At 65.2% G+C, this 24,742-nt stretch carries 26 protein-coding genes and 1 other RNA gene; 7 read left to right on the top strand and 20 right to left on the bottom strand.

Features of this window, described 5'->3' with window-relative positions; translation table 11 throughout:
* Positions 1–12 precede the first annotated feature (12 nt).
* The 11 genes from Y887_RS01890 to Y887_RS01840 all read right to left on the bottom strand — a co-directional run bounded on the left by Y887_RS01890 (position 13) and on the right by Y887_RS01840 (position 11,235).
* Positions 13–651 (bottom strand): PepSY-associated TM helix domain-containing protein, encoded by a 639-nt coding sequence (locus Y887_RS01890; RefSeq protein WP_046962743.1) that lies wholly within the window; start codon positions 649–651, stop codon positions 13–15.
* Between the two features lie 7 nt (positions 652–658).
* Positions 659–1,417, bottom strand: coding sequence for a tetratricopeptide repeat protein (locus Y887_RS01885; protein ID WP_046962742.1), 759 nt, complete (start codon positions 1,415–1,417; stop codon positions 659–661).
* A complete protein-coding gene (locus Y887_RS01880; RefSeq protein WP_046962741.1) occupies positions 1,410–2,096 on the bottom strand; it encodes a Fe2+-dependent dioxygenase in 687 nt (228 codons plus the stop codon). Before Y887_RS01880 ends, Y887_RS01885 begins: the two co-directional genes overlap by 8 nt.
* A gap of 48 nt (positions 2,097–2,144) precedes the next feature.
* Positions 2,145–4,463 carry a TonB-dependent receptor gene (locus tag Y887_RS01875; RefSeq protein ID WP_046962740.1) on the bottom strand — a complete coding sequence of 773 codons (2,319 nt, stop codon included), beginning with the start codon at positions 4,461–4,463 and terminating at the stop codon, positions 2,145–2,147.
* A 338-nt stretch (positions 4,464–4,801) separates the two neighbouring features.
* Positions 4,802–5,131, bottom strand: a complete 330-nt coding sequence (locus Y887_RS01870) for a non-heme iron oxygenase ferredoxin subunit (protein ID WP_046962739.1) — start codon at positions 5,129–5,131, stop codon at positions 4,802–4,804.
* Entirely contained in the window at positions 5,128–5,667 is a 540-nt protein-coding gene (locus Y887_RS01865; protein WP_046962738.1) for a GNAT family N-acetyltransferase, read from the bottom strand. The genes Y887_RS01870 and Y887_RS01865 overlap by 4 nt, the downstream gene beginning before the upstream one ends.
* Before the next feature lie 204 nt (positions 5,668–5,871).
* Positions 5,872–7,116, bottom strand: a complete 1,245-nt coding sequence (locus Y887_RS01860) for a cysteine desulfurase (protein WP_046962737.1) — start codon at positions 7,114–7,116, stop codon at positions 5,872–5,874.
* Positions 7,113–8,375: a Fe-S cluster assembly protein SufD gene (gene sufD, locus Y887_RS01855; RefSeq protein ID WP_046962736.1), complete on the bottom strand. Its 1,263-nt coding sequence runs from the start codon at positions 8,373–8,375 to the stop codon at positions 7,113–7,115. Before sufD ends, Y887_RS01860 begins: the two co-directional genes overlap by 4 nt.
* Positions 8,375–9,139, bottom strand: a complete 765-nt coding sequence (sufC, locus tag Y887_RS01850; protein ID WP_046962735.1) for a Fe-S cluster assembly ATPase SufC — start codon at positions 9,137–9,139, stop codon at positions 8,375–8,377. The genes sufD and sufC overlap by 1 nt, the downstream gene beginning before the upstream one ends.
* 164 nt (positions 9,140–9,303) lie before the next feature.
* The gene (gene sufB, locus Y887_RS01845) at positions 9,304–10,761 is read right to left on the bottom strand and encodes a Fe-S cluster assembly protein SufB (protein ID WP_046962734.1); all 1,458 of its coding nucleotides are present in this window, start codon (positions 10,759–10,761) and stop codon (positions 9,304–9,306) included.
* A 15-nt stretch (positions 10,762–10,776) separates the two neighbouring features.
* Positions 10,777–11,235, bottom strand: a complete 459-nt coding sequence (locus Y887_RS01840; RefSeq protein WP_005990420.1) for an SUF system Fe-S cluster assembly regulator — start codon at positions 11,233–11,235, stop codon at positions 10,777–10,779.
* 173 nt (positions 11,236–11,408) lie between these two features.
* Here Y887_RS01840 and Y887_RS01835 point away from each other — a divergent pair, with 173 nt between their 5' ends.
* Both Y887_RS01835 and Y887_RS01830 read left to right on the top strand, forming a co-directional pair.
* Positions 11,409–11,876, top strand: coding sequence for an SET domain-containing protein (locus Y887_RS01835; RefSeq protein WP_046962733.1), 468 nt, complete (start codon positions 11,409–11,411; stop codon positions 11,874–11,876).
* A 104-nt stretch (positions 11,877–11,980) separates the two neighbouring features.
* Positions 11,981–12,523, top strand: a complete 543-nt coding sequence (locus Y887_RS01830; RefSeq protein WP_046962732.1) for a type 1 glutamine amidotransferase domain-containing protein — start codon at positions 11,981–11,983, stop codon at positions 12,521–12,523.
* A 128-nt stretch (positions 12,524–12,651) separates the two neighbouring features.
* Here Y887_RS01830 and Y887_RS01825 read toward each other — a convergent pair whose 3' ends face one another.
* The 7 genes from Y887_RS01825 to Y887_RS01795 all read right to left on the bottom strand — a co-directional run bounded on the left by Y887_RS01825 (position 12,652) and on the right by Y887_RS01795 (position 17,577).
* Positions 12,652–13,248 carry a DUF1439 domain-containing protein gene (locus tag Y887_RS01825; RefSeq protein WP_046962731.1) on the bottom strand — a complete coding sequence of 199 codons (597 nt, stop codon included), beginning with the start codon at positions 13,246–13,248 and terminating at the stop codon, positions 12,652–12,654.
* Between the two features lie 55 nt (positions 13,249–13,303).
* Entirely contained in the window at positions 13,304–13,843 is a 540-nt protein-coding gene (locus Y887_RS21455; RefSeq protein ID WP_046962730.1) for a hypothetical protein, read from the bottom strand.
* Positions 13,844–13,900: 57 nt separating this feature from the next.
* The gene (locus Y887_RS01815) at positions 13,901–14,203 is read right to left on the bottom strand and encodes a DUF3861 family protein (protein ID WP_046962729.1); all 303 of its coding nucleotides are present in this window, start codon (positions 14,201–14,203) and stop codon (positions 13,901–13,903) included.
* 91 nt (positions 14,204–14,294) lie between these two features.
* Positions 14,295–14,909, bottom strand: coding sequence for a M23 family metallopeptidase (locus tag Y887_RS01810; RefSeq protein WP_046962728.1), 615 nt, complete (start codon positions 14,907–14,909; stop codon positions 14,295–14,297).
* A gap of 118 nt (positions 14,910–15,027) precedes the next feature.
* Positions 15,028–15,450, bottom strand: coding sequence for an HU family DNA-binding protein (locus Y887_RS01805; RefSeq protein WP_046962727.1), 423 nt, complete (start codon positions 15,448–15,450; stop codon positions 15,028–15,030).
* Between the two features lie 531 nt (positions 15,451–15,981).
* Positions 15,982–16,836: a pyrroline-5-carboxylate reductase gene (gene proC, locus Y887_RS01800; RefSeq protein WP_046962726.1), complete on the bottom strand. Its 855-nt coding sequence runs from the start codon at positions 16,834–16,836 to the stop codon at positions 15,982–15,984.
* 48 nt (positions 16,837–16,884) lie between these two features.
* The gene (locus tag Y887_RS01795) at positions 16,885–17,577 is read right to left on the bottom strand and encodes a YggS family pyridoxal phosphate-dependent enzyme (RefSeq protein WP_046962725.1); all 693 of its coding nucleotides are present in this window, start codon (positions 17,575–17,577) and stop codon (positions 16,885–16,887) included.
* A 330-nt stretch (positions 17,578–17,907) separates the two neighbouring features.
* On the opposite strand from Y887_RS01795, the gene Y887_RS01790 reads away from it, so the two are divergent.
* The 5 genes from Y887_RS01790 (at position 17,908) to Y887_RS18445 (ending at position 22,304) form a co-directional block, all read left to right on the top strand.
* A complete protein-coding gene (locus tag Y887_RS01790; protein ID WP_003489919.1) occupies positions 17,908–18,945 on the top strand; it encodes a type IV pilus twitching motility protein PilT in 1,038 nt (345 codons plus the stop codon).
* Between the two features lie 113 nt (positions 18,946–19,058).
* Complete coding sequence (locus tag Y887_RS01785) at positions 19,059–20,189, top strand: PilT/PilU family type 4a pilus ATPase (protein ID WP_005990431.1); 1,131 nt, start codon at positions 19,059–19,061, stop codon at positions 20,187–20,189.
* An 11-nt stretch (positions 20,190–20,200) separates the two neighbouring features.
* Positions 20,201–20,782 (top strand): hypothetical protein, encoded by a 582-nt coding sequence (locus tag Y887_RS01780; RefSeq protein WP_052764919.1) that lies wholly within the window; start codon positions 20,201–20,203, stop codon positions 20,780–20,782.
* A gap of 277 nt (positions 20,783–21,059) precedes the next feature.
* Positions 21,060–21,734 carry a YitT family protein gene (locus Y887_RS01775; RefSeq protein ID WP_046962724.1) on the top strand — a complete coding sequence of 225 codons (675 nt, stop codon included), beginning with the start codon at positions 21,060–21,062 and terminating at the stop codon, positions 21,732–21,734.
* A gap of 492 nt (positions 21,735–22,226) precedes the next feature.
* Positions 22,227–22,304, top strand: a non-coding RNA gene (locus tag Y887_RS18445) — sX9 sRNA.
* A 4-nt stretch (positions 22,305–22,308) separates the two neighbouring features.
* Here the strand turns inward: Y887_RS18445 and Y887_RS01770 are convergent.
* Positions 22,309–22,848: a DNA-3-methyladenine glycosylase I gene (locus Y887_RS01770; RefSeq protein ID WP_046962723.1), complete on the bottom strand. Its 540-nt coding sequence runs from the start codon at positions 22,846–22,848 to the stop codon at positions 22,309–22,311.
* The gene (locus tag Y887_RS01765) at positions 22,845–24,689 is read right to left on the bottom strand and encodes a DUF4153 domain-containing protein (protein ID WP_046962722.1); all 1,845 of its coding nucleotides are present in this window, start codon (positions 24,687–24,689) and stop codon (positions 22,845–22,847) included. Before Y887_RS01765 ends, Y887_RS01770 begins: the two co-directional genes overlap by 4 nt.
* Positions 24,690–24,742 lie beyond the last annotated feature (53 nt).

Raw genomic sequence — 24,742 nt, 5'->3', positions numbered from 1 at the left:
TCCGGTAGAAGGTCAGTGGATCAACAGCAAGGCAATCAGCAGCGGAATCAGCAGGCCCAGGCCGACCAGCGGCCAGGTCATGCTGCGCTGACGCGCATGCAGGTGCAGCAGGAACAGGCCGGTGATGCAGAACACCAGGCAGGCGATGGCGAATACGTCGATGAACCAGCCCCAGGCCGGCCCGGCGTTGCGGCCCTTGTGCAGATCGTTGAGATAGGCGATCCAGCCGCGTGTGGTGCGCTCGTATTCGATCGCGCCGCTGCTGCGGTCCAGGCTCAGCCAGGCATCGCCACCGGGGCGGGGCAACGCGAGATACACCTCGTCGGGCGACCATTCGCCGGCACGCGTCCCGATGCTGATGTCCAGCTCACGCCCCAGCCATTGCGCCACGCGCGGCGGCAGCGGTGCGTCGCCGTCCTGGCGCGTGCCCAAGGCCTTCAGCAGCGCTGGCGGCAGGGTGAGCGTGCGGTGTTCGGTGGACGGGCTCGCCTCGATACGCGCGGCGTGATTGAGGGTGAGCCCGGTGACCGCAAACAGCAGCATGCCGATCAGGCATAGCGCCGAACTGATCCAGTGCCACTGATGCAGCAGGCGCAGCCAGAAACCGCGGCGTTGCTGGGTGGTGGCAAGAGTGTCGTTGGAGGTCGCCATGGCGCGCTCAGGCCACACTCGCTGCGAGCGACGGCTGCTGGTGCGATTGCCGTGCGGCCACATCGCTCAGCAAGACACGCAGACGTGGCTGCGTTGCACCCGTCAGCAGCGGCGTGAGCTGGTGCAGGAAGCCGGCATGTCCGCCTGCGATCGCAGACCGCATCCAGTGCTCGGCCTGATCGATGTCGCCATCGTCTGCCAGCAAGGTGGCGTAACTGGCCTGGCCGCGAAAATCGCCTGCTTCGGCAGCGCGGCGATACCAGTGGCGCGCGGCGAGTGGATCGGCATTGCAGGCCAGCCCCTGGTCGAGATAGCGCGCCACGAAATTCATCGATTTGGCGTGACCGCGCTCGGCGGCGGTGCGATACAGCGCCAACGCCTGCGCGTGGTCCTGCGCCACGCCACGGCCGGAGCCGTACAAATGGGCGAGGTTGTACATGCCCCAGTCCAGGCAATGCTCGGCAGCGCGGCGATACCACAATGCTGCCAGCACCTCGTTGCACGCGGTGCCGAAGCCCAGTTCGTGGCAGCGGCCCAGTTGATTCATCGCTTCCGGATGTCCGGCATTGGCGGCCACCTCGTACCACAGCATTGCCATGGCCGGATCGGCGGGAATGCCGCGACCTTCCGCATACAGCTGTGCGAGCAGCAGTTGTGCATTCACATCTTGCCCGGCCGCCGCCTTGCGCAGCAGCGCGATCGCTTGATCGGGCTGTGTCTGCAACAGCGCCATCAACAGGGCCGGGTCGATCACGGGCTCAGACATCGGCCCACTGCCGCAGCAGGTTGTGATACACGCCGGTGAGCTGGATCAGCGATGGATGCCCGGGCGTGTCCTGGGTCAAACGACGGATCGACACGTCCAGTTCGAACAACAGGCGGCGCTGCGCATCGTCGCGCACGATGCTTTGGGTCCAGAAGAACGAGGCGACGCGCGTGCCGCGCGTTACCGGCATCACTTTATGCAGGCTGGTTCCGGGATAGATCACCAGATGCCCGGCCGGCAGCTTCACCGACTGCGTGCCGAAGGTATCTTCGATCACCAGCTCGCCGCCGTCGTAACTGTCCGGGTCGCTGAGAAACAGCGTGCCCGAGACATCGGTGCGTACCGGCTCGGCACCACCGCGGCTGCGGTCGTAACGCACCGCGTTGTCGACGTGATACCCGAACGATTGCCCGCCGCTGTAACGATTGAACAACGGCGGATAGATCCGCCGCGGCAGCACCGCGGAAAAGAACGTACTGCTGCGCGAAAGTGCGTCCAGTACCAGCGCGCTGGCTTCGCGTGCGATGGCGCTGTCTTCGGGCAGCTGTGCGTTGTCCTTGGCCTGCGCGGATTGATGGCCGGCAGTGATGCGCCCGTCCGCCCAGTCGGCCGCGTCCAGCCGCGCGCGCAGCGCGCTGAGCTGCACGGGCGTCAAGACATCGGGAATGGGCAGCAGCATGCGGCGATCTCCATGCCGTGCGCAGGTTGCGGACGGCGTGCCGGAAGGTCAGAAACTGAAGGTGGCGTTCAACACCGCCGAGCGGCCATCGCCCGGCAACGCCCAGCCACTGCCGGCAGTGACGGTGCCTGCGGCGTTGACGGTGAGGTTGTTGCGGATGCTGGTGTAGTACTCCTTGTCGAACAGGTTGTTGACGTTCAACTGCAGGCTGAGCCAGTCGTTGACGCGCAGGCCAACCATCGCACGGTGCACCCAGTACGCGTCGGTCTTGCGATAGACCGCGGTGGAGGTGTTGTTCGGATAGAAGCTGCCCTGGTAATTGACGCCGTAGCCGAAGGTCCACTGGTTGAGCGCGTAAGTGGTCCACAGATTGCCTGCATTGCGCGGAGTCTGCACCAGTTCGCGGCCGGCAATCGGGTCTCCGGTGAGGCTGGCGGTGCGGTTGGAGACGCTCTGCAGCACTTCGCTGTCCAGGAAGGTGTAGTTGGCAAAGACCGACCAGCGCTCGGTCAGGTAGCCGGCCGCACCCAGTGCAATACCGTCCACGCGCGCCTTGCCGTCGAGCACCTGCTCAGGAATCAGCGGGTCGCCGCTGTTGACCTTGTAGTTCTCGCGCTCGTTGCGGAACACCGCCGCCGTCAGTGCCAGACGCTCGTTCAGCACGTCCCACTTGCCGCCCAGTTCGATATTGACCGCACTTTCCGGCGCGACATTGCAGTTGGCACCGGCCGTGGCGGTGGCGATCGGCGTGCACGAGCCGTTGACCGAGGCCTTGGACGGGGTCTTGCTGTTGGCGTAGGACAGATACAGGCTGGCGTTGTCGACCGGCTTGAACACCAGGCCGGCGCGGTAGGAGAACAAATCCTCCTTGCTGCTTGCCGGGAAGCCCGGGGTCACGCCGGTCACCCCGCCGGTGGCATTGACGGTGTAGGTGGTGGTGTCGCCCTCGTTGTGTTCGTAACGGCCGCCCAGGTTGAGCATCCATTGGTCGTTGAACTGCAGCGTGTCGAACAGGTACACCGCCTGATTGGTCAGGCTGCCCTTGCTGCGTCCGGTGCGGAAATAATTCTGCGGGCCGGTCCAGATGTTGTACGGGTTGTCGAAGGTCTGCAGCGGATAGGTGATGCCGGTGGTGGAGCCATCGGCATTGCGGAAGACCGAACCGCTATCGAGTTCGAAGTCTTCCTTGCTGAAGGCGACGCCGGCGACGATGCGATGCTCGATCGCACCCGTATGCAGGGTAGCGGTCAGGTCGGTCTGGCTGTGCGCGATGAAGTTTTCGGTCTCGCGCACCAGGCCACGCGGCCCGCTGTTGGGGTTCCAGGTGGACGGCGGCTGGCCGACGCAGGCACGGCCGGTGTAGGCGTTGGTGTTGTTGGGCAGGCACCAGGTGCCTTCCGGCGCGGTCGCGGTGGTGTGCTGGTCCACGCGCTGCGCACGCGCCAGGCTGCGCAGTTTGAGGTTGTCGTCGAAGTCCATTTCCAGCACGCCGGTCAGCATGTCCACGTCGATCTCCTGACGCGACACATTGCGATAGCCGTAATAGGTTTCGCGGTCCACGCCCGGCAGCGGACCGTCGTTGAACGGGCTGAGCGCGAACGGCACGCCGTACTGCGGCAGGTTGTTGTCGTGCTGGTGCAGGTAGCTCAGCGTGAAGCGGGTATCGGAGCCCAGGCCGAATGCGATCGACGGCGCAAAGCCCCAGCGATGGCGGAATTCTTCGTCGCGGCCTGGCACGTCCTGGGTGTGACCCATGGCGTTCAAGCGTACGGCGGTCCCGTTTTCGAAGTCGTAGTTGCTGTCGACGGTGAGACGGCCGTAGCGGTCGCTGCCGCCGCCGATCAGCACGTTGGTGAAGTCGCCCTGACCTGCGGTCTTGGTGACCAGATTGATGTTGCCACCGACCGAGCCGGCGCCGGACATGGCCGAGTTGGCGCCGTTGATCAGCTCCACGGCCTCGAGGTTGAAGGTGTCGCTGCGGCTGTACTGCGCGCTGTCGCGCACGCCATCGGTGGTGATGTCGCTGCTGGCGGTGAAGCCGCGCAGGTTGATGCTGTCGCCATACCCGCCGCCGCCTTCGCCCGCGCCGAAGGTGATACCGGGCAGGGTGCTCAGCACATCGCGCAGCGACAGCAGGTTCTGCTGGTCCATGGTCTGCTTGGTGACGACCGTGATGGTCTGCGGCGTATCGCGCAGCGCTTCGGTGTACTTGGGCGAGGACGGTTTTTGCGCACGTTCCTGCTGCACCCGGATGGCATCCAGATCCACCGCACCCGGAGGCGCCGGCGCATCGCCGGGCTGGGCGAACGCGGGAGCGGACAGGGTCAACAGCACGGCCGAGGTGAGCGGGGAAATCCTGGGAGTCATGAGACGTCTCGAAAAGGGAAGCGATGCTCCGGCCTGGCGGCGGCTCGGCGGGTGCGGAAGGGTGTGCGTGCGGTCGCTAGCCCGTTGCGTCCGGCTGGCGTTCACCGCACACGCTGCCGCGCCGCGCTGGAAAGCGCAGGCGAACAGGACGCAGAGCGAAGGTGTCGGACAGTGCAGGGCGCATGGGATCGCAGGGCAGGTCAGATGTTAAGAAGACCTGAAGGGCTGCGATCTTAAATGCAAATCATTCTTCTTTGCAATGCTTGCCGAACGCAAGCGCAGGCCATGCAGCAGATGGCGGCCTCCAGCGTGAGCAGTCGCGATCCGAAACCGCCGTCTCAGCGGTCGTCGCGGGTCCAGATGCCGTCGTGCTCGCGCTTGACCGGGAACTTGGGCACGGCGGTGTAGGCGGGCGCACACAAGGGCCGGCCATCGCGCACATCGAAGCGCGCGCTGTGCAACTGGCACTCGATGGTGCCGGCGACCGGGTCGAAGCTGCCGGGCGACAACTCGTAGTCTTCGTGGCTGCAGCGGTCTTCCAGCGCGTACAGCTCGCCGTCGAGGTTGAACACCACGATTGGCGCGTCGGTGACCTCGTCCCAGACGGTCTGCAGTTCGCCGGGCAGTAGCGCGTCGCTTGCGCAGACGAAGGTCCAGGTCTGACTCATGGCACAGCGTCGGCCAGCGACTTTTCCAGCACTTCGAATCGCAGGTCCTGCCGCAGCGGCACGCCGAAGCGTTCGTCGCCATACGGGAACGGCTTGACGATACCGGTGCGTCGGTAACCGCGCCGTTCGTAGAAGGCGATGAGTTCGTTGCGCACATCGATCACGGTCATGCGCATCACCGGCAGCTGCCATTCGGCGGCGGCGATGCGCTCGGCCTCGGCCAGCAGCGTCTTGCCCAGGCCGCTGCCCTGCAGCGAGGGGTCCACCGCGAACATGCCGAAGTACCCCGCACCATCGTCATCGGCGATATGGGCGCACGCCCGCAGGCGCCCGTCCTGTTCCACCAGCAACACCAGGCTGCGCTCGCGCAGGATGTCCTGACGCAGCACGGCCGGATCGATGCGGGCACCATCGAGAATGTCCGCCTCGGTGGTCCATCCTACGCGGCTACTGTCGCCACGATAGGCCGAGGTCACCAGCTGGACGAGGGCGTCGATGTCATCGACGGTGGCGGTGCGGAAGGTGGTGGTCTGCATGGGGGCAGTTTAGCGGGAGTCGGGATTGGGGATTCGTAAAAGCGCAAGAACGCTGTTTTTTGCGACGTATCGGACACCCGGATTGGGGCGTTGCGCTGAGTCTTACTGGGGCACGTGCGCCAGCGCACCGAGGTCTGGCGCAGGCGTGGCAGGGTGGCGAAGGGGTCTTCCGAATCCCCAATGCCGAATCCCCAATCCCCGCCGTCAACCCAGCAGGCGACGCACCTTCATCAACGCGGCAACAAAACGCTCGATCTCGTCGTGCGTGTTGTAAAAGGCCAGCGATGCGCGACAGGTGGCGGCCACGCCGTAGTACTGCAGCAGCGGATGCGCACAGTGCTGGCCCGAGCGCACTGCCACGCCTTCCAGGTCGAGCAGGGTGGCAAGGTCGTGCGAATGCGCGCCCTCGATCAGGAACGACACCACTGCGGCCTTGTCGGGCGTGGTGCCGAAGATGCGCAGGCCGTCGATCCGCTGCAGCTCTTCGGTGAAGTGCGCCAGCAGCTCGGCTTCGCGCGCTTCCACGTGTTCGAGGCCGAGCGAGTCAAGATAATCCACCGCCGCGCCCAGGCCGATGAAGCCGGCGATGTTGGGCGTGCCTGCTTCGAACTTGTGCGGGGCATCGTTGTACACGGTGCCTTCGAAGCTGACTTCCTTGATCATTTCGCCACCGCCCAGAAACGGCGGCATGTCCTGCAGATGTTCGCGACGTGCCCACAGCGCGCCGGTGCCGGTGGGGCCGCACATCTTGTGTCCGGTGATGGCGTAGAAATCGCAGCCGATGCCGGCCACGTCGATACGACGATGCGGCGCGGCTTGCGAGCCGTCCACCACGGTGACGATGCCGCGCTTGCGCGCCTCGCGGCAGATTTCGCGCACCGGGTTGACCGTGCCCAGCACATTGGACACATGCGTGATCGCCAGCAGCTTGACCTCCGGCGTCATCGCCTTGCGCAGGGCGTCCAGATCCAGCGCGCCGTCCGGCGTGATCTCGGCCACGCGGATGCTGGCACCGGTACGCTGGGCCACCAGTTGCCACGGCACGATGTTGGCGTGGTGCTCCATGCGCGAGATCAGGATCACATCGCCGGCACCCAGGCGCGGCAGTGCCCAGGAGTAGGCCACCAGGTTGATCGCAAAGGTGGTGCCGCTGCACAGCACCAGCTCGTCGGCACGCACGTTGAGAAAGCGGGCGAGCTTGCTGCGCGCGCCTTCGAAGGCATCGGTGGCTTCGGTGCCCAGCGCATGCACCGCGCGGCTGACGTTGGCGTTCTGGCGCCGATAGAACTCGTCGGTCGCCGCGATCACCTGCAACGGCTTCTGCCCGGTGTTGGCGTTGTCGAAATAGATCAGCGGCTTGCCATGCACCTGCCGCATCAGCAGCGGGAAATCCGAACGAACGCGCTCCCAGTCCGGAGCGCTGCCCTGCGTGACGGCCGGTGCATTCATGCCACGCCCGCCGAATTCAGGGCGCGGTCCAGCTGCAAGGCCAGCACGGCGCTCAGCGCAGCCGGTAACACCCGCAGCGGTTCGTGGCAGAACGCCGCACTCAACAGGCGCTGCGCCTCGGCCTGCGGCAGGCCGCGCGAGCGCAGATAGAACAAGGCATTGTCGTCGAGCTGGCCGACGGTGGCGCCATGCGCGGCCTGCACTTCCTCGGCATCGATCACCAGCACCGGCTGTGTGTCGATCTCGGCGTTGGCCGACAGCAGCAGATTCTTGTTCGACAGCCGCGCGTCGGTGCCGTCCGCGCCGGGACGGATATTGATGCCGCCATGGAAGACCACGCGGCTGCGATCGGCGCCCACGCCGCGCCAGACCAGCTCGCAGGTGGTGTCGCGTGCGATGTGCGCGATACCCAGGCGTGTATCGACATGGCGGCGGCCGTTGCCTAGCAGCACGCCATTGGCAATGAGCTGGGCGTTGTTGCCTTCCAGGCGCACGTTGAGCTCATGGCGCGACAGGTTGGCACCCAGCTCCAGATCCACGCGCTGGTAGCGCGCATTACGCGCCAGCACCGCATCGGTACGCAACAGCGCCGTTGCGTGCGCACTGTCGGCCTGCACCCGTGCATGCGACAGCACCGCATCCTGGGCCAGGTGGACATGCATCAGGCTGTTGTGCAGGTGCGCCGCATCGCCGACATGCAGGTGGTGCTCGACCACGTTCAGCGCTGCGCCGGCGCGCAGTTCGATCAGGTGGCGATGGTGCCAAGACAGGTTGTGCTCGCCGGCCACGCCGATGAAGACCAGATGCAGCGGCGGCTGGATCTGTGCCCCTTCCTGCACGCGCACCAGCACGCCTTCGTCGGCAAGCGCGGCATTGAGGCGCGCAAAGATTTCGTCGCTGCCTTCGAAACGGCGGCCGAGTAATTGCTGGGCGTCATCGCCTGCAGCCAGCGACGCGGACAAGGTGTCCAGCTGCACGCCATCCGGCAGCGTCGACAGGTCGCTCAATGCATCGGATGGGCGGCCGTTGACGAACACCAGCCGTGGCGACGGGATCTCGTCCAGCAGCGCAGCATCGATCAACGTCGGTACCAGCGGCGCAGGCTGGAAGCTGCGCCGTTCCAGCTGGCGCAGCGAGGTGTATTTCCACGCTTCGGCGCGCGGTCCGGGCAGGCCGGCCTGCAGTGCGGCATCGAGCTCGGCGCGGCGCGCATCGCTGCCGCAGAAACCGCGGGCCAGGGAGTCGAGCAGGGCGCTCATCAGGCAGCAACCTCGGGCACCACACGATCCTTCAGGAAGTGGTAGCCGTGCTTTTCCAGCTCCAGCGCCAGTTCCGGGCCGCCGCTCTGCACGATGCGTCCTTCGGACAGCACGTGCACCACGTCCGGCTTGATGTAGTCGAGCAGGCGCTGATAGTGGGTGATCACCAGGAACGAGCGCTCCGGCGAGCGCAACGCGTTGACACCGTCGGCCACGCTCTTGAGCGCATCGATATCCAGGCCGGAGTCGGTTTCGTCCAGGATGGCGAGCTTGGGTTCGAGCACGGCCAGCTGGAAGATCTCGTTGCGCTTCTTTTCGCCGCCGGAAAACCCTTCATTGACGCCACGGTGCAGCAGCTCGTCCTTCAGATGCAGTACGGCCAGCTTCTGCCGCACCAGCTTGAGGAACTGCATCGAATCCAGTTCGTCCTCGCCACGCGCCTTGCGCTGCGCATTGAGTGCGGCGCGCAAGAAATAGGTGTTGTTGACGCCGGGGATTTCCACCGGGTACTGGAATGCCAGGAATAGGCCGGCGGCGGCGCGTTCTTCCGGCGGAAGGTCGAGCAGATCCTTGCCTTCGAACAGTACGCTGCCTTCGCTGACTTCATAGCCATCGCGTCCGGACAGCACATTGCCCAGCGTGGACTTGCCCGCGCCATTGGGCCCCATCAGGGCATGCACCTGGCCGGGCTGGATATCCAGCGACAGGCCCTTGAGGATGTGTTTGCCGGCGATGCTGGCGTGGAGATTTTGAATGTTGAGCATGCTGATGGTCCGTCAGAATTCTTATGTAGCCCCTCTCCCGCCGGGAGAGGGGTTGGGGTGGGGGTGGGCGCGAAGCGTCTCCTGGATTTGGGGGCGCGAGGCTTCGCCCGTACCCTCATCCGGCGCTTTGCGCCACCTTCTCCCGAAGGGAGAAGGGAGATGCGTCAGCCGACGCTGCCTTCCAGCGAGACTTCCAGTAGCTTCTTGGCTTCCACGGCGAATTCCATCGGCAGTTCGCGGAACACCTGCTTGCAGAACCCGTCCACGATCAGCGACACCGCGTCTTCCTGGCTGATGCCGCGTGCACGGCAGTAGAACAGCTGGTCGTCGCTGATCTTGGAGGTGGTGGCCTCGTGCTCGACGGTGGCGCCGGGATTCTTCACCTCGATATAGGGGAAGGTGTGCGCGCCGCACTGCTTGCCGATCAACAGCGAATCGCACTGGGTGTAGTTGCGCGCGCCGTCTGCATTGCGATCCACCTTGACCAGGCCGCGATAGGTGTTCTGGCCACGCCCGGCACTGATGCCCTTGCTGACGATCTTGCTCTTGGTGCGCTTGCCGATATGGATCATCTTGGTGCCGGTATCGGCCTGCTGACGATGATGGGTCAGTGCCACCGAATGAAACTCGCCCACCGAGTCGTCGCCGAGCAGCACGCAGGACGGATACTTCCAGGTGATCGCCGAGCCGGTTTCGACCTGGGTCCAGGTCACCTTGCTGCGGTCGCCACGGCATTCGGCGCGCTTGGTGACGAAGTTGTAGATGCCACCGCGGCCTTCCTCGTCACCCGGGTACCAGTTCTGCACGGTCGAGTACTTGATCTCGGCGTCTTCCAGCGTCACCAGCTCCACCACTGCCGCGTGCAGCTGGTTCTCATCGCGCATCGGCGCGGTGCAGCCTTCCAGATACGACACGTAGGCCTTGTCCTCGCACACGATCAAGGTGCGCTCGAACTGCCCGGTGTGGCCGGCATTGATGCGGAAATAGGTGCTCAGTTCCATCGGGCAACGCACGCCCGCCGGGATGAACACGAAGCTGCCGTCGGAGAACACCGCCGAGTTGAGCGCGGCGAAGTAGTTGTCGCCCACCGGCACCACGCTGCCCAGGTACTGCCTGACGATCTCCGGATGTTCCTTGATGGCCTCGGACATCGAGCAGAAGATCACGCCCTTTTCGGCCAGCTCCTTGCGGAAGGTGGTGCCGACCGAAACCGAGTCGAACACCGCATCCACCGCCACGCCGGCCAGCCGTGCGCGCTCGTGCAACGGCACGCCAAGCTTGTCGTAGGTGTCGAGCAGTTCCTTGGGCACCTCGTCCAGCGAGGCGTACTTCGGGCCCTTGGGCGCGGAGTAGTAGCTCAGCGCCTGGAAATCGATCGGCGCGATCTTGAGCTTGGCCCATTCGGGCATCGGCATTTTCAGCCAATGACGGTAGGCCTCAAGACGCCAGTCGGTCATCCATTGCGGCTCGTCCTTCTTGGCCGACAACGCACGGATGGTGTCTTCGTCCAGACCGGGCGGGAGCGAATCGGATTCGATCTCGGTGATGAAGCCGGCGTCGTAGCGTCGGCCCAACCGTTCGAGGATCTGCGCATTCTGCGGGGGAGCAAGTTCGGTGGCCATCGGGCTGCCTACAGGTCAGGTGGTCGCGACGCGTGCGGCGATGGAACGCCGACGGCTGTCGCCAGGGAGAGAGAGGGGCTGCAACATCTGCGCAAGCGTGACCCGACGCAATGCGTCGCCGACCACGTCGTTGATCAGGCGCCAGTTGGAGCGCACGCCGCATGTCTGCGCGATGCCGCACTGGCTGTGGTCCTGGCTGCATTCGGTGATCGCCAGCGGGCCTTCCATTGCCTCGACAATCTCTACCAGGGTGATCTGGCCGGCATCGCGCGCCAGCCGGTAACCGCCGTGCACACCGCGCAGACCTTCCACCAGCCCGGCTTGCGACAGCGGTTTGAGGATCTTGCTCACGGTCGGCGCTTCCAGACCCGCCTGTTCGGCCAGTTCGCTGGCGCTGAGCACTTCACCGCTGCGTGCGGCAAGCACGGTCAGCACGACGGTGGCGTAATCGGTGAGTTTGGTGACGCGCAACATGAGCGAGCAGGAAACCTTAAAGCGGACCGAAATTGTACTCTTTCTCGCCGGGCAGGGCCAACCGCCCGGTTCAGCCGCCGGCAAGCGCAGGCCGTTGCGGGCGGTGGTGCGCTTGTGCTTGGCGCATGGGCGCGCTGCGGTCACAATGAGCGGCCCCATCACTGGACCCTTACATGTCGCGCAAAGTTGCCGCCCGCAAGTCACGTATCCACGGCAATGGCATGTTCGCCCTCGCCCCGCTCCGCAAGGGCGAGCGCATCATTCAATACAAGGGCCGCCTGCGCACGCATGCCGAAGTGGATGCCGACGACACCGGCGACGTGGAAAGCGGCCACACCTTCCTGTTCACGCTCAGCGACGACTATGTGCTGGATGCCAACTACGAAGGCAATGTCGCGCGCTGGATCAACCATAGCTGCAATCCCAATTGCGAAGCGGTGATCGAAGAGGCGGAAGGCGACGACCGCAGCAAGGACAAGATCTTCATCGAGGCCAAACGCGCCATCAAGGCGGGCGAAGAACTCACCTACAACTACGGCATCACGCTGGCCGAGCGGCATACGCCGCGCTTGAAGAAGATCTGGGAATGCCGCTGCGGGTCGAAGAACTGCACCGGCACGATGCTGCAGCCCAAGCGCTGAGCATGGGCGAGCGCGTTGCGCGCTGACGCGACGCACACATCGGTTCACTGCTGCGCAACAGTGCGCTGCCTAGGGTGCGGGCTTCTTTCATCGAGGAGCCCCACATGGCTTATTCGCTCTCCGGCAAGACCATCGCTGTCCTGGCCACCGATGGCTTCGAGCAATCCGAACTGACAGAACCCAAGCGCCTGCTGGAATCGTGGGGTGCCAAGGTCGATGTGATCGCACCCGGCGATGGCGCAAAGATCCGCGCCTGGAATCACACCGACTGGGGCGACTCGGTCGCTGTCGACCAGCATCTTGAACAGGCAACTCCTGACGGCTACGACGCGTTGGTGCTGCCCGGCGGCGTGCTCAATCCAGATACGCTGCGCACGGACAAGCAGGCGATCGCCTTCATTCGCGCGTTTGCGACGGCGCACAAGCCGGTCGCGGCGATCTGCCACGGACCGTGGCTCCTGCTGGAAAGCGATCTGGTGCGCGACCGCAAGGTCACCTCATGGTCGTCGGTCAAAACCGATCTGACCAATGCCGGGGCGCACTGGCAGGATGCCGAAGTGGTGGTCGATGGTCAGCTGATCACCAGCCGCAAGCCTGACGACATTCCGGCATTCAGTGCAGCGGTGGCCAAGGCACTGGCGGCGTAAGGCGCGCTGGTCGCGACTTTCCATCTCGCGTCGATGAAAGGCCCGGCGCAGTTGCGCCGGGCCTTTGCATGATAGGTGTGCAGAAGACGAGGGCTGCGGCTGCGCAGGCTGCCGGGAGCGTGCGGGATCTACTTCCCCGACAGCGACGCCGCCGGCACCAGCTGTTCGATGTTCTGATTGAAGTTGACCGCCACGCGCCCGTTCTGGATGCCCACCGACTCCACCTGCACGGCGCCCATCACGGCGGCAATCGACGGGTCGATGCGATAGATGGGTTCCTTGCGTGCGTAATCGGCCAGCCAGGTGTTGAGTAACTGGCGGGTGCTGTGATCGAGCTTTGCGCCGGAATTGGCAGGACGGAAATCGTCGATGCTGGGCTGGTCGAGATAGAAGCCTTGTTTGGCGACGTCGTAACGCAGCGCGCTGGTCAGGGTCACATTGCCCACCGGGGCCGGCGCGCCGCCGGCAGTGGCCACAGCCAGGTCGAACGCCATCTTGAGCCGGTCGCCCGGCGGCAGCGACAGCGCCGGATTGCTGACCGTCATTGCGATCAGGCCGCCCAGCGTGTCGTGCGTCTGCGGAAAGCGGCCGCCCAGATACTGCTGCAGGTCGCTGGCCTGCACGCTGATCTGATGGCCCTGGATCTGCGGCGCCGCCCACGCGCTGGTCACGGGGAGCGCCAAGGCGAGGGCAAGCACGGATCCGGCAAGCGAACGCAGTTTCATCGGGTGACTCCGGCAACAGGTGACACAACCTTAGTCAGCGCCGGTGAACCACGGGTTAGCGCAGCACCGGATGCAGGGTGGCCGAGTAGATCTCCCAGCTGTCGCCGCCGACGCGCGGCTGCAGGCGATAGGCGCCGACCAGCTGCTGCGTGCCAGCGCTGGTGCGCACGATGATGCGCACCGGCACCTCGATGCGCCGCGGCGGCTGTTCCTGATCCAGCGGCACCGGCGGGTCGTTGTTGATGCGCATCGAGCGGATATCGCCGATACCGCGCAGTACTGCATCGTCAGGCACCGGCGGTGGCCGGCCGCCGGTCCACAACGCATCGGCCTCGGCGCGTGCGGCGCCGGGCAGTGCGCCCAGGTAACGCTGCACGGTGGCGCTTGCTTCGGCAAGGCTCGCGCGCGCCTGCGCAGCGTTGGGGTCTTCGGCCGCAGGCTGCGCCGCCGCCTGGTTGGTAGTCGCAGCGGTGGAGACTGCCGGCGCAGGTGTCGTGGGCAAGTTGGCTGTCGCAGCCGTGTCTTGATCTGCACTGCGATGACAACTACAGCCCGCGATTGCGGCTACCACTATGGCAATTGCGATCCAGCGCATGGCGTCTCTCTGTCCCCGATGCGCGCAGTGTAGCCGCCGTGTGCGCCGCACGGTGGCTCAGGCACCGGGGTGTACGCGCTGCAGGCGGTCGAGCAGCAACTGCAGCTTGGGCCGTAATGCATCCAGCGCATCGCTGGGCTGCGCGCGTGGGCGGGCCGCCAGGTCTTCCAGCAACTGCGAGCCGACGGTGAGTGCAGCGCATTCGTCGCTGCTCAGGTCGCGGCGCCGATGCAGCTCTTCGAGCAGGCGCATCCAGTCCGCGCGCGAACGCTGTTCGAACTCGATGGTGCAGCGGTCGTCGCACGGGCGCCCGTCGTTCTCGATGGGGGTGACCGTAATGCGATAGCGTTTTCGGGACATGGTGATCGCGTCGCTCCTGGGCTGCGTCCACCATAGGCGCAGGCCGCCGCGCGCTCGATAGCGCAGGCCATGACGCAGTGTTCCAACGTGCTCAGTCGGCGGCTTGCGGCGCGGTTTTACGCAACAGCGGCAGCGGATCGTACGCACCGTTGCGCCCATAGACACCGTAATGCAGGTGCGGTGGCGTGCCGCGCGCGTTGCCTGTCGTCCCCACCATGCCCAGCGCGGTGCCTGGCTCGACAATATCGCCAACGGCCAGCCCCGCTGCCCAGTCGTCCAGGTGCGCATAGTAATGCCGCTCCATCGCCGGCCCGAGTACCCACACCTGTTTTCCACCCAGCCCGGCGTCGCGAATGGCGCTGACCACGCCGCGTGTGGCAGCGACCACGGGCGTACCGCGTGGCGCGAAAATATCCACGCCGGCATGGCTACGGTCGCGTCCGCGTGGTGCACCGAAGGTGTCGGCGATCTGGCGGGCACGGACATTGTTTACCGGGATCCGCAGGGTCTGCGGCGGCGGCATCCGCGACAGCTCCCAGGTGGTGCGCAGGCGTTCGGCCATCGGCAACTGCCACGCCCAGCGCGCACCGACGGCAAGCACCAACAACATGGCGATCCAGACAAGAATGCGGCGAAGTCGGCGTGCGGGGCTCGATGTCGGGGCGGGTGAGGTCACGGACGATGGTGGTTGCGGGGGACGTCGCACAGGGTAGGGGAGGAGGGATGAGTCGTGTGTGGTGGGTGCAGCGCGACCATGGCGTTCCGGGCTGCGCAAAAAAAAGACGGCCCGAAGGCCGTCTCGATGACACCGGATGCGTGCTCGATTAGAGCGCGGCGTCCTTCAACTTCTTCAGCAAGCGCGCCTTGACCTTGAAGCTGGCCGGCTTGGCTGCGAAGGTCTGCTCTTCCTTGGTGAAGGGGTTGATGCCCTTGCGCTTCGGCTTGGCCGGCACATGGACGCTGGTCAGCTTCAGCATGCCCGGCAGGGTGAACGAGCCTGCGCCCTTCTTGCTCAGCGACGAATGTGCCACGGATTCCAGCGTCGCCAGAACGGCGCGGACGTCCTTCGGAGCCAGCTGGGTGGATTCGGCGATATGCGCGACCAGGCCGGTCTTGCTCAGGGCTTCCTTGATCGGCTTCGGTGCGGCGGTCTTGGTAGCGGCCTTGGCCGGCTTCGCGGTCTTGGTGGCTGCGACCTTTTTCACTGCCTTCTTGGGGGCAGCCTTCTTAGCGGCGGTTTTTGCCATGAGGTATACGTTCCGTATTCGTTGGTGGTGTTGGGTCTGCCGACCCAGTCGGCAACGCGAAATGTAGGGCAACTGCTGCGCGCCGCCAATAGGCAAACGATGAAACAACACAAAAAAAGCGTCTTTCGACGGGGGTTCGTTCACCAGCGGCGTAAATACGTGGGTAAAACGCGGTGCGTCACACGCATAGCGCGCAGGCATGTGTCGGATCTGACGCAGAGCAGCAGGTCGTCGCGCAAGGCTGCGGCCGCAATGTGCGCGCCAGCCGAGGGCGCATTGATCAATCCGCTCTGCTGCAGACGGCGACTGTCTCGCTGCGAGATGTCGAAAAAGCCGCGGGCGATCGCTTGGCAAGCCGTGTATTGGCATCGATTGCAAAGCGCGCGACGTTGCGTGGGACGCCGCCTGGTGCCTGTCGCTGGATGCCCTGCGAGGGGTGGCGACTTGTTGTTGCGGGTCAGGCCGTCGATTGGCGTGACGCGTCGCGATTGCGCATGCAGCCAGCGACGCGTTCGCGCAAGCCGCTGCCGGCTAATCGTTGGCCGCCGACAAGTTGCGGCCGCGTTCGGTCGCCGCGGCGATTGCGCGCGCTGTCAGCGCTTCGAATCCGCCTGCCTGGAATGTTTCGATCGCCGCCTGGGTGGTGCCGTTGGGCGAGGTCACGCGACGGCGCAGGACCTGCGGTGCTTCGCCCGATTCGGTGAGCATGCGCGAGGCGCCAAGCAGGGTTTGCAGGACCAGGGTGCGTGCGGTATCGGCCGGCAGGCCCTGCGCCAGTGCCGCCGCTTCCATCGCTTCGGCCAGTAAAAAGACGTAAGCCGGGCCGCTGCCGGAGACGGCAGTCACCGCGTCCATCTGCGCTTCGTCGTCGATCCACACCGTCACGCCGGCGCTGTCCAGCAACCGGGTTGCCTGCGCGCGCTGTGCATCGGAAACGCGTGCAGTGGCATACAGCCCGGTGACGCCGGCGCCGAGCAGCGCGGGGGTGTTGGGCATCGCGCGGACCACCGCCGTGTCGCCTCCGCACCAACGCTGCAACTGGGTTGCAGTGATGCCGGCTGCGATCGATACCAACAGCGGCTGCTGCGCTTGTGCGAGCCCGGCCAGCTGCATACAGACGCTTGGCATGACCTGCGGTTTCACCGCCAGCACCCAGGTGTCTGCACCATCGGCAGCGTCGCGTGCGCTTTCGACCACGTGCACGCCAAAGTCGCGCGACAACCCGCTGCGCAACTCGGCGACCGGCTCGGCGACGCGCAGGCTGGCAGCCGGTACGCCTTGCCGGATCAGCCCGGCGATCAGGCTGCGCGCCATGTTGCCGCCACCGATGAAGGCGACCAGCCCGGCAGTGGCGGACGAAGGCGCAGGCGGTGTGGGCAGGGTCATTGCGGCACCTCTAGTAATAGGAATGGATAGGGCGATGCGCGAGGCAGCTCAGGCGGAGGCGGCGGGCGAGGGAGCGCGCGCACCGAACAGCGCCGTGCCCACGCGCACCATGGTGGCCCCGGCCGCGATCGCTTCGGCAAAGTCCGCGCTCATGCCCATCGACAAGGTATCCACCTGCCGATGGCGCTGCTGCAGCTGCGCGAACAGGTCCCGCATGCGCGCGAACGCCGCAGTGCGTCTTGCCTGCTGCGGGAACGGTGCCGGGATCGCCATCAGGCCGCGCAATTGCAGCCGCGGTTGCAGTGCGATGGCGTCGGCCAGGCGGTCGATGGCCTCGGGGGCGCATCCGTATTTGCTGTCCTCATCGTCGATATTGACCTGGATCAGCACGTTCAATGGCGCGCAGTCGTCCGGGCGATGACGCGCCAGCAGCGGGATCAACTTGGCGCGGTCCACGGTCTGCACCCAGTCGAACCATTGGCTGGCGATATCGGCCTTGTTGGATTGCAGGTGGCCGATCAGGTGCCATTCCAGCCCCAGCTCGCGCAGCGCGGTGATCTTGGCCTGCGCTTCCTGCACGTAGTTTTCGCCGAAGGCGCGCTGTCCTTGCGCAGCCAATGCGGCGACGGCATCGGCCGGCTTGGTCTTGGACACCGCCAGCAGCCGGACGTCGGCACGCGCATGCTCGGCCGCTGCGGCATGGATGGCATCGAGAATCTGCTGCAGCGACGAAGCCGGCACGTGGCGATCCAGAAAGAAAACAGGAGCGCTAGTGTGACGCCCCCGGTGGCCTGCTTCCAGCGCGCCGTGACCGCGCTGACCGCGGCAGCACGCACCAGCCTCAGTGCCGCGGTGAGGCGGGCGGTGCGGTCGATTGCTGTGATCCACCCAGCCTGGCTGGGCCTGAGACAGGCTGGCGCCGGCCACTGTCATGCCCCAAAACCAACGCCTTCAGCCCCACGCGGCGCTGCCGGCCTGAACCGGTGGCAAGCCGCTTCCCGCCAGCAGCCAGAACGCTATACTGCCGACCGGGGAGTACCTTCCAATCGCAGCCTAGGGGAAAAGCAGCGCATGGATATCGCTGAACTATTGGCGTTTTCTGTCAAGAACAAGGCATCGGACCTGCACCTGTCTGCAGGGCTGCCGCCGATGATCCGTGTCGATGGCGATGTCCGTCGCATCAATATTCCGGCGTTGGACCATAAACAGGTGCATGCGCTGGTGTACGACATCATGTCGGACAAGCAGCGGCGCGATTACGAAGAATTCCTCGAGGTCGACTTCTCGTTCGAGATTCCCTCGCTGGCGCGCTTCCGCGTCAATGCGTTCAACCAGAACCGTGGCGCCGGCGCGGTGTTCCGCACCATTCCGTCCGAAGTGCTGACGCTGGAAGACCTGGGCTGCCCGCCGATCTTCCGCCAGCTGATCGACCAGCCGCAGGGCCTGATCCTGGTGACCGGGCCGACCGGTTCGGGCAAGTCGACCACATTGGCCGGCATGATCGACTACATCAACAAGAACGAATACGGCCACATCCTCACCGTCGAGGATCCGATCGAGTTCGTGCACACCTCGCAGAAGTGCCTGATCAACCAGCGCGAAGTGCACCGCGATACGCACGGCTTCAACGAAGCGCTGCGCTCGGCCTTGCGCGAAGACCCGGACATCATCCTGGTTGGCGAGTTGCGCGACCTGGAAACCATCCGCCTGGCGCTCACCGCTGCGGAAACCGGTCACCTGGTGTTCGGTACCTTGCACACCAGCTCGGCGGCAAAGACCATCGACCGCATCATCGACGTGTTCCCGGCCGGCGAAAAACCGATGGTGCGCTCGATGCTCTCCGAATCACTGCGCGCGGTGATTTCGCAGGCATTGCTCAAGAAAGTGGGCGGCGGGCGTACCGCAGCCTGGGAAATCATGGTCGGCACCCCGGCGATCCGCAATCTCATCCGTGAGGACAAGGTGGCGCAGATGTATTCGTCGATCCAGACCGGCCAGCAATACGGCATGCAGACGCTGGACCAGCATCTGCAGGATCTGGTCAAGCGTAGCCTGATCACGCGCAACCAGGCCCGTGAATACGCCAAGGACAAGCGGATATTCGAGTAGCCGGGATTCGGGATTCGGGATTGGGGATTCGCAACGGCGATTTCCCGGACCGGATTCCGCTCTTGCGAATCCCGAATGTCCCATCCCGAATCTCTGCTCCCGAGGAGCACGCCATGAGCACCATCGACTTCACTTCCTTCCTCAAGCTGATGGCGCATCAGAAGGCGTCGGACCTGTTCATCACCTCCGGCATGCCGCCGGCGATCAAGGTGCACGGCAAGATCAGCCCGATCACGCAGACGCCATTGACCGCGCAGCAGAGCCGCGATCTGGTGTTGAACGTGATGACGCCATCGCAGCGCGAAGAGTTCGAAAAGACCCACGAGTGCAACTTCGCCATCGGCGTGTCCGGGGTCGGGCGTTTCCGTGTCAGCTGTTTCTACCAGCGTAATCAGGTGGGCATGGTGCTGCGCCGGATCGAGACGCGCATTCCCACCGTCGAAGAGTTGAGCCTGCCGCCGGTGATCAAGACGCTGGCGATGACCAAGCGCGGCATCATCATCTTCGTCGGCGCCACCGGTACCGGCAAGTCGACCTCGCTGGCAGCGATGATCGGTTACCGCAACCAGAATTCTACCGGGCACATCATCACCATCGAAGACCCGATCGAATTCGTGCACAAGCATGAGGGCTGCATCATCACCCAGCGCGAAGTCGGCATCGATACCGACAGCTGGGAAAATGCGCTGAAAAATACCCTGCGCCAGGCGCCGGACGTGATCATGATCGGCGAGGTGCGCACCCGCGAGGGCATGGACCACGCGATCGCCTTCGCCGAAACCGGCCACCTGGTGCTGTGCACGCTGCACGCCAACAACGCCAACCAGGCGATGGACCGCATCATCAACTTCTTCCCGGAAGACCGCCGTAATCAGCTGCTGATGGATCTGTCGCTGAACCTCAAGGGCGTGGTGGCGCAGCAGCTGATTCCGACCCCGGATGGCCGTGGTCGCCGCGTGGCGATGGAGATCATGCTGGGCACGCCGCTGGTGCAGGATTACATCCGCGATGGCGAGATTCACAAGCTCAAGGAGATCATGAAGGAGTCCACCAACCTGGGCATGCGCACCTTCGATCAAAGCCTGTTCGAGCTCTACCAGGCCGGCGAAATCAGCTACGAAGACGCGCTGCGTTACGCCGACTCGCAGAACGAGGTGCGCCTGCGCATCAAGCTCTCGCAGGGCGGCGACGCCAAGACCCTGTCGCAGGGGCTCGATGGCGTGGAGATCGCCGAGGTTCGGTGAGGTCGTCCGGAATGGCGCAGGGACACGTCCTGGAAGCTGCCAGCGCCACGCACGCTGTCGACGATCCGCTGGCGCAGCGCTGGGCGCACGAGCCGCTGGCGCTGCTGTTTGCGCCCTCCAACTGGAAGCTGGTTGCGATGTTCGTCGCCAGCTTCGGGGCCTACGCCGGCTACTGGTTCTACCGCAACTGGATTGCGTTACGCGCGATCACAGGGCGCCCGAGCATATGGCCGGTCTGGCGGGCGGGGCTTGCGCCGCTGTGGGTGATGAGCTGCTTCAGGCTGCTGGGGCAGTGCGTTGGACTGCAGGGACGATCCCGTTGGCTTTTCCGGCTGTCCGCAGTGGTCTTCATCGCGTTGTTGCTGCTGACGTTCTCCGAAAAATCGCGCCCTTTCTTCCTGGTATTGGGCTGGCTGCCGATCGCCGTGGTCAATACGCGGCTGCGGCGCTTCAAGCGTGCGCAGGGCATTCCGGAATGGCGCCGCGAGCGTTTCACCCTGCTGAGCATCCTGTGGCTGGTCAGTGGTGGACTGTTGTTCACGCTCAGCGCGCTTGCTGCGCTGGCGATTGCGCTGATACAGCTGAGTCGCTAAGCCGATCCACAGTGGCCGATCGCCTGTTGCCAGTTACCCGGTGACGACCTCCCGGTCCGGCGCCCGGCATTGCGTCTGGTCGTGGCGCGCAGTGGTGTGCTGGCCGGCCGAGCCGGACGACGTGCCAGTTCTTCCGCCGCTTCCTCACGCTTGCATGGCACAGCACTGCTGTTTCAGATGTAACCGCGGTGGCCGATAGTGTCTAATATCGCACCCCACTGCAGTGCCCAGACCCGTGAGCCTTCCCGATTCCGATCTCCGTCCGGAGCAAGAACCGTTGCCCGACGACGGCACCGTGGTCACCTCCGGGCCGTTGACGCCACCACCGGATTCGGCGGGAACCACGGCCGACGACCATGCGTATCACCACTCGGTGGCCGAGGACGTGCAGGGCATGGTGCTGGCCACGCTGGTCGCCTCGCTCGGCCTGGCGATCTTCGCCAAGGGTGGGCTGATGATCGGCGGCATGGCCGGCGTCGCCTTCCTGCTGCACTACGCGTTGCATTGGAATTTTGGCGTGGTGTTCGTGCTGGTCAACCTGCCGTTCTACTGGTTGAGCGTGCGCCGCATGGGGTGGGAGTTCACCTTGAAGACCTTCGCTGCGGTCGGTGCCTGCGGCGCCTTGACCGATCTGCTTCCGCGCTGGGCCGAGTATGCGCACATGAGCACCGCGTTTGCGGCCATTGTCGGCGGCGCGCTGGCCGGGCTGGGCATCCTGTTCTTCATCCGTCACCGCGGCAGCCTGGGCGGAATCGGCATCCTGGCGGTGTATCTGCAGCGCGAACGCGGCTGGAGTGCAGGCAAGGTGCAGATGAGTTTCGATGCGATGCTGATGTTGGTGGCCTTCTTCGTGTTGACGCCGGACAAGGTGCTGTACTCGGCGCTGGGTGCGCTGATGCTGAGCCTGGTGCTGATGTTCAACCACCGCCCGCACCGCTACATGGGCGTGTGACTGGTCAGGCGAGGTCCTCGCTGCCTGCGTATGGGCGCGCCTGGGCGCGATGAGGCCTTGCCTGCAACACTCCGTCGCGCCCGCATGCGCTCCGGGCAATCGGTCGGCAAGTTCAGGCGTTTGCATCGTCCCCCGGTATCGAACGGCGCATGCACCTGCTGTCGTTGCCGAAGTAGCGACATAGCGCGCGTTGCACGTTTGAGTGCGCATGCACCGAGGCGGCTTGCGTCCTCCTGTTCGCCGCCACGTGCCCGGCATCACTGCGTGCCGCGAAAGATCCTGCATGGCATCGCGCTAACCACTGGCGTAACGCCGCGCATCGCCATGCAGGCGCAGGCAGTCGACCCAGCGCCGACATCCTCCAGCGACGTGACCCTGCCCGCTACATCGCCCAGGCGTGTATCAGACACCACTAGCCAAAGCCGCCGATTTAGCGGGCAACACAACGACCGTGCTCACCGCCAGGCGGGCGCCGCCGGTGCCAGATGCGGTGTGCACCCCCTCGTACACTACGGTTCTGAGTGCGCCGTCCCTTCCCACCGGACGACTGCTCGCTACGTGTTGTCAGCCGCGCTTATTTCACCTGCATCCAGGCCGGTTTGAGTTTGGCGATGCGTTTGAACACCGGGCATTGCGCATGATGTGCGCCGGGCAGGTAGCCCAGGCTCATCAGGAATTCGCCGGTGATTTCGCCGCCGGTGAAGCGAAAGGTCTTCTTGAACAGTTTGACCCAGGCCGGCTTGTCGAGCGGATGCTGCGCGTCCAGCCATTGCGCAAAACTGCCATGCGAACGGCGCAAGGTCTGGATGACCTGCGCATTGTGGATGGCGGCCAGGATCTTGAGGCGGTTGCGGATGATGCCGGCGTCGCTCATCAGGCGCGCAACCTCGGCCTGCCCATAGGCTGCGACAGCATCCACGTCGAACCCGTCGTAGGCCTGCTGGAAATTGCCGCGTTTGCGCAGGATGGTTTCCCAGCTCAAGCCGGCCTGATTGATTTCCAGTACCAGGCGTTCGAACAGTTCGCGTTCTTCGCGCTGCGGGAACCCATATTCGTGGTCGTGGTAATGCCCGTGCACCGGGTGGCCGGGCGCGATGCTGCAGTAGCCGCTCATGGTCGAGGTCCCGGCCGGATGCCTGCTTCGTTGGGGGTGATGTGGATGCGTCGGCCTCCCGGCAGCGCCAGGTCCGGCCAGCGAGTGGGCTGCGTCTGCAGCTGGCCGTTGCGTAGTGCCTGGCTCACTTCGCTCATGGCCGCGCCGTCGAGGGAATAGAGCTGTGCCGTACCGGCTTGATACCAGCCATGGCGGTTGCGGGTCTGCAGGTCGCAGGCAACCGTATAGTCGGCTCCGAGATTGCACAGCAGCACGTCGAGCTCGCCGTCGCCATCGAGGTCGCTGCTGCCGACAACGCAATTGCTGTTGCCCTGCGTGCAGGCTCCCCAGAGCGCCTTGGACCTCACCAGGTAGTGCCACCAGTCCGCCGGCGGCTCTGTCTGGCCGGCAGCCACGCGCACATGCTGGCGGATCTGGGTCAGGTCGGTCAGCTGTTTGTCCGTCTGCTCTTCTACCTTTTCACTGCCTCCCCAGCGGCTGGTGCGAGCCAGGAGTTGCTCCAGCTTCTGCTTGCGCTCGGGGCTGCCGGCAAAGGGGGGAGTCACGCGCAACGACTGCACGGCCAGATAGCCGCGGCGGCCATTGTCGAAACGCAGAAATTCCAGATTCTGTTGCAGGGTGTCGGGCGTGGCGTCGGCGAGGCGCTGCATCTGGCTCTGCACGGTGATGCGATAGGGGTCGAGCAGCGGTGTATTGACCAGCACTGCCAGCCCGATCACCACCCACGACAGCGCCATGTTGCCGCCGGCCAGCTGCGGCAGCCAGCGATCGGCGCGCGGCCGCAGCACCGCGAACGCGTAGGCGCTGGCATATGCCAGCGCCAGCGCGGCCAGCAACACCGCGCAGATGCGTTCGCTGGTCCAGCCGTGCTGCGCAATGCGCAGGCCCACCGCGTATGCGGCCAGCGCCGCATGCAGCGGCAGGCTGAGCAGGCCGGCCTCGATCATCCGGCGCAACCAGCGCGGATACGGCGGCAGCCCGCTGCCATCCTGGTACACCGCATTGGTGAACAGCACCAGCCCGAACACCAGACTCAGCAGGATCGCCGCAGCCGAACGGGTCTGCCAGAGCGCCTGCAGCCCGGTGAACGGCAGCACCAGCAGGAACAGCAGCGCAATGGCCGCCAGCAGCGGAAGCAGGCCGGTGCAGAGGGCGAACAGGATCTGCCGCATCACCTGCACCGCGCGGTGCTGGGTGCGCCCGATCAGGATGCCCAGCCCGGTGATGGCGCCGGTCGCCAGATAGGCGAAGGCCTGTTCGCGGAACAGTTCGGCAAAGAACTTGATATTGACCAGCGCGAACAGGCTGGCCCACAGCCCCAGCACCATCCAGCACACGCCCACGAACAGCAGTGCCAGCGCCAGGGTCAGGCCGTTCTGCCAGGCGTGTTCGAACAGATCGCGGTAACCGGCCCGCCAATGGCCGTGCAGTTGGCGATGCTGCATCCAGGGCAGCGCGACGAACCAGCCGACGGTGATGGTGAAGCCGAACGGTCCAAGGACCCGGGCCACCTGCAGGGCCGGTGCCCCGGTGCTGCTCCATGCCGCCCAACTGCTCAGGGCCGCCAGCACCAGTGTGCCTGCCGCCACGTGCTGCCACAGGCGCCAATCGCGAAGGTCCTGCACGCTCAGCAGCACGAGGCTGGGCACGATCGTCACCACGGTGTACCAGCAGATTCGGGCGCCCAGGTCGGCGAAGGGCCACACGCCGTGCTGTTGGCCCGTTGCGGCCAGATACAGCAGCCCGCCCTGCAGTAGCGCGACCAGCACGATAAAGACGTGGGTCTGGCGGGGCAGTGGCGCGTCGGTGAGCGCGGGGAAGGTTCCTGGTGTGGGCAGCATCGTCGGTCCTTGGCACGCGATAGACGGCAAGTATGGCAGCGGCTCTGCGCGCG

The sequence above is a fragment of the Xanthomonas pisi DSM 18956 genome, from assembly GCF_001010415.1.
Taxonomy (GTDB): domain Bacteria; phylum Pseudomonadota; class Gammaproteobacteria; order Xanthomonadales; family Xanthomonadaceae; genus Xanthomonas; species Xanthomonas pisi.
Note: the sequence above shows the minus strand (reverse complement) of the source record. Positions and strands in the feature narration are given on the sequence as shown.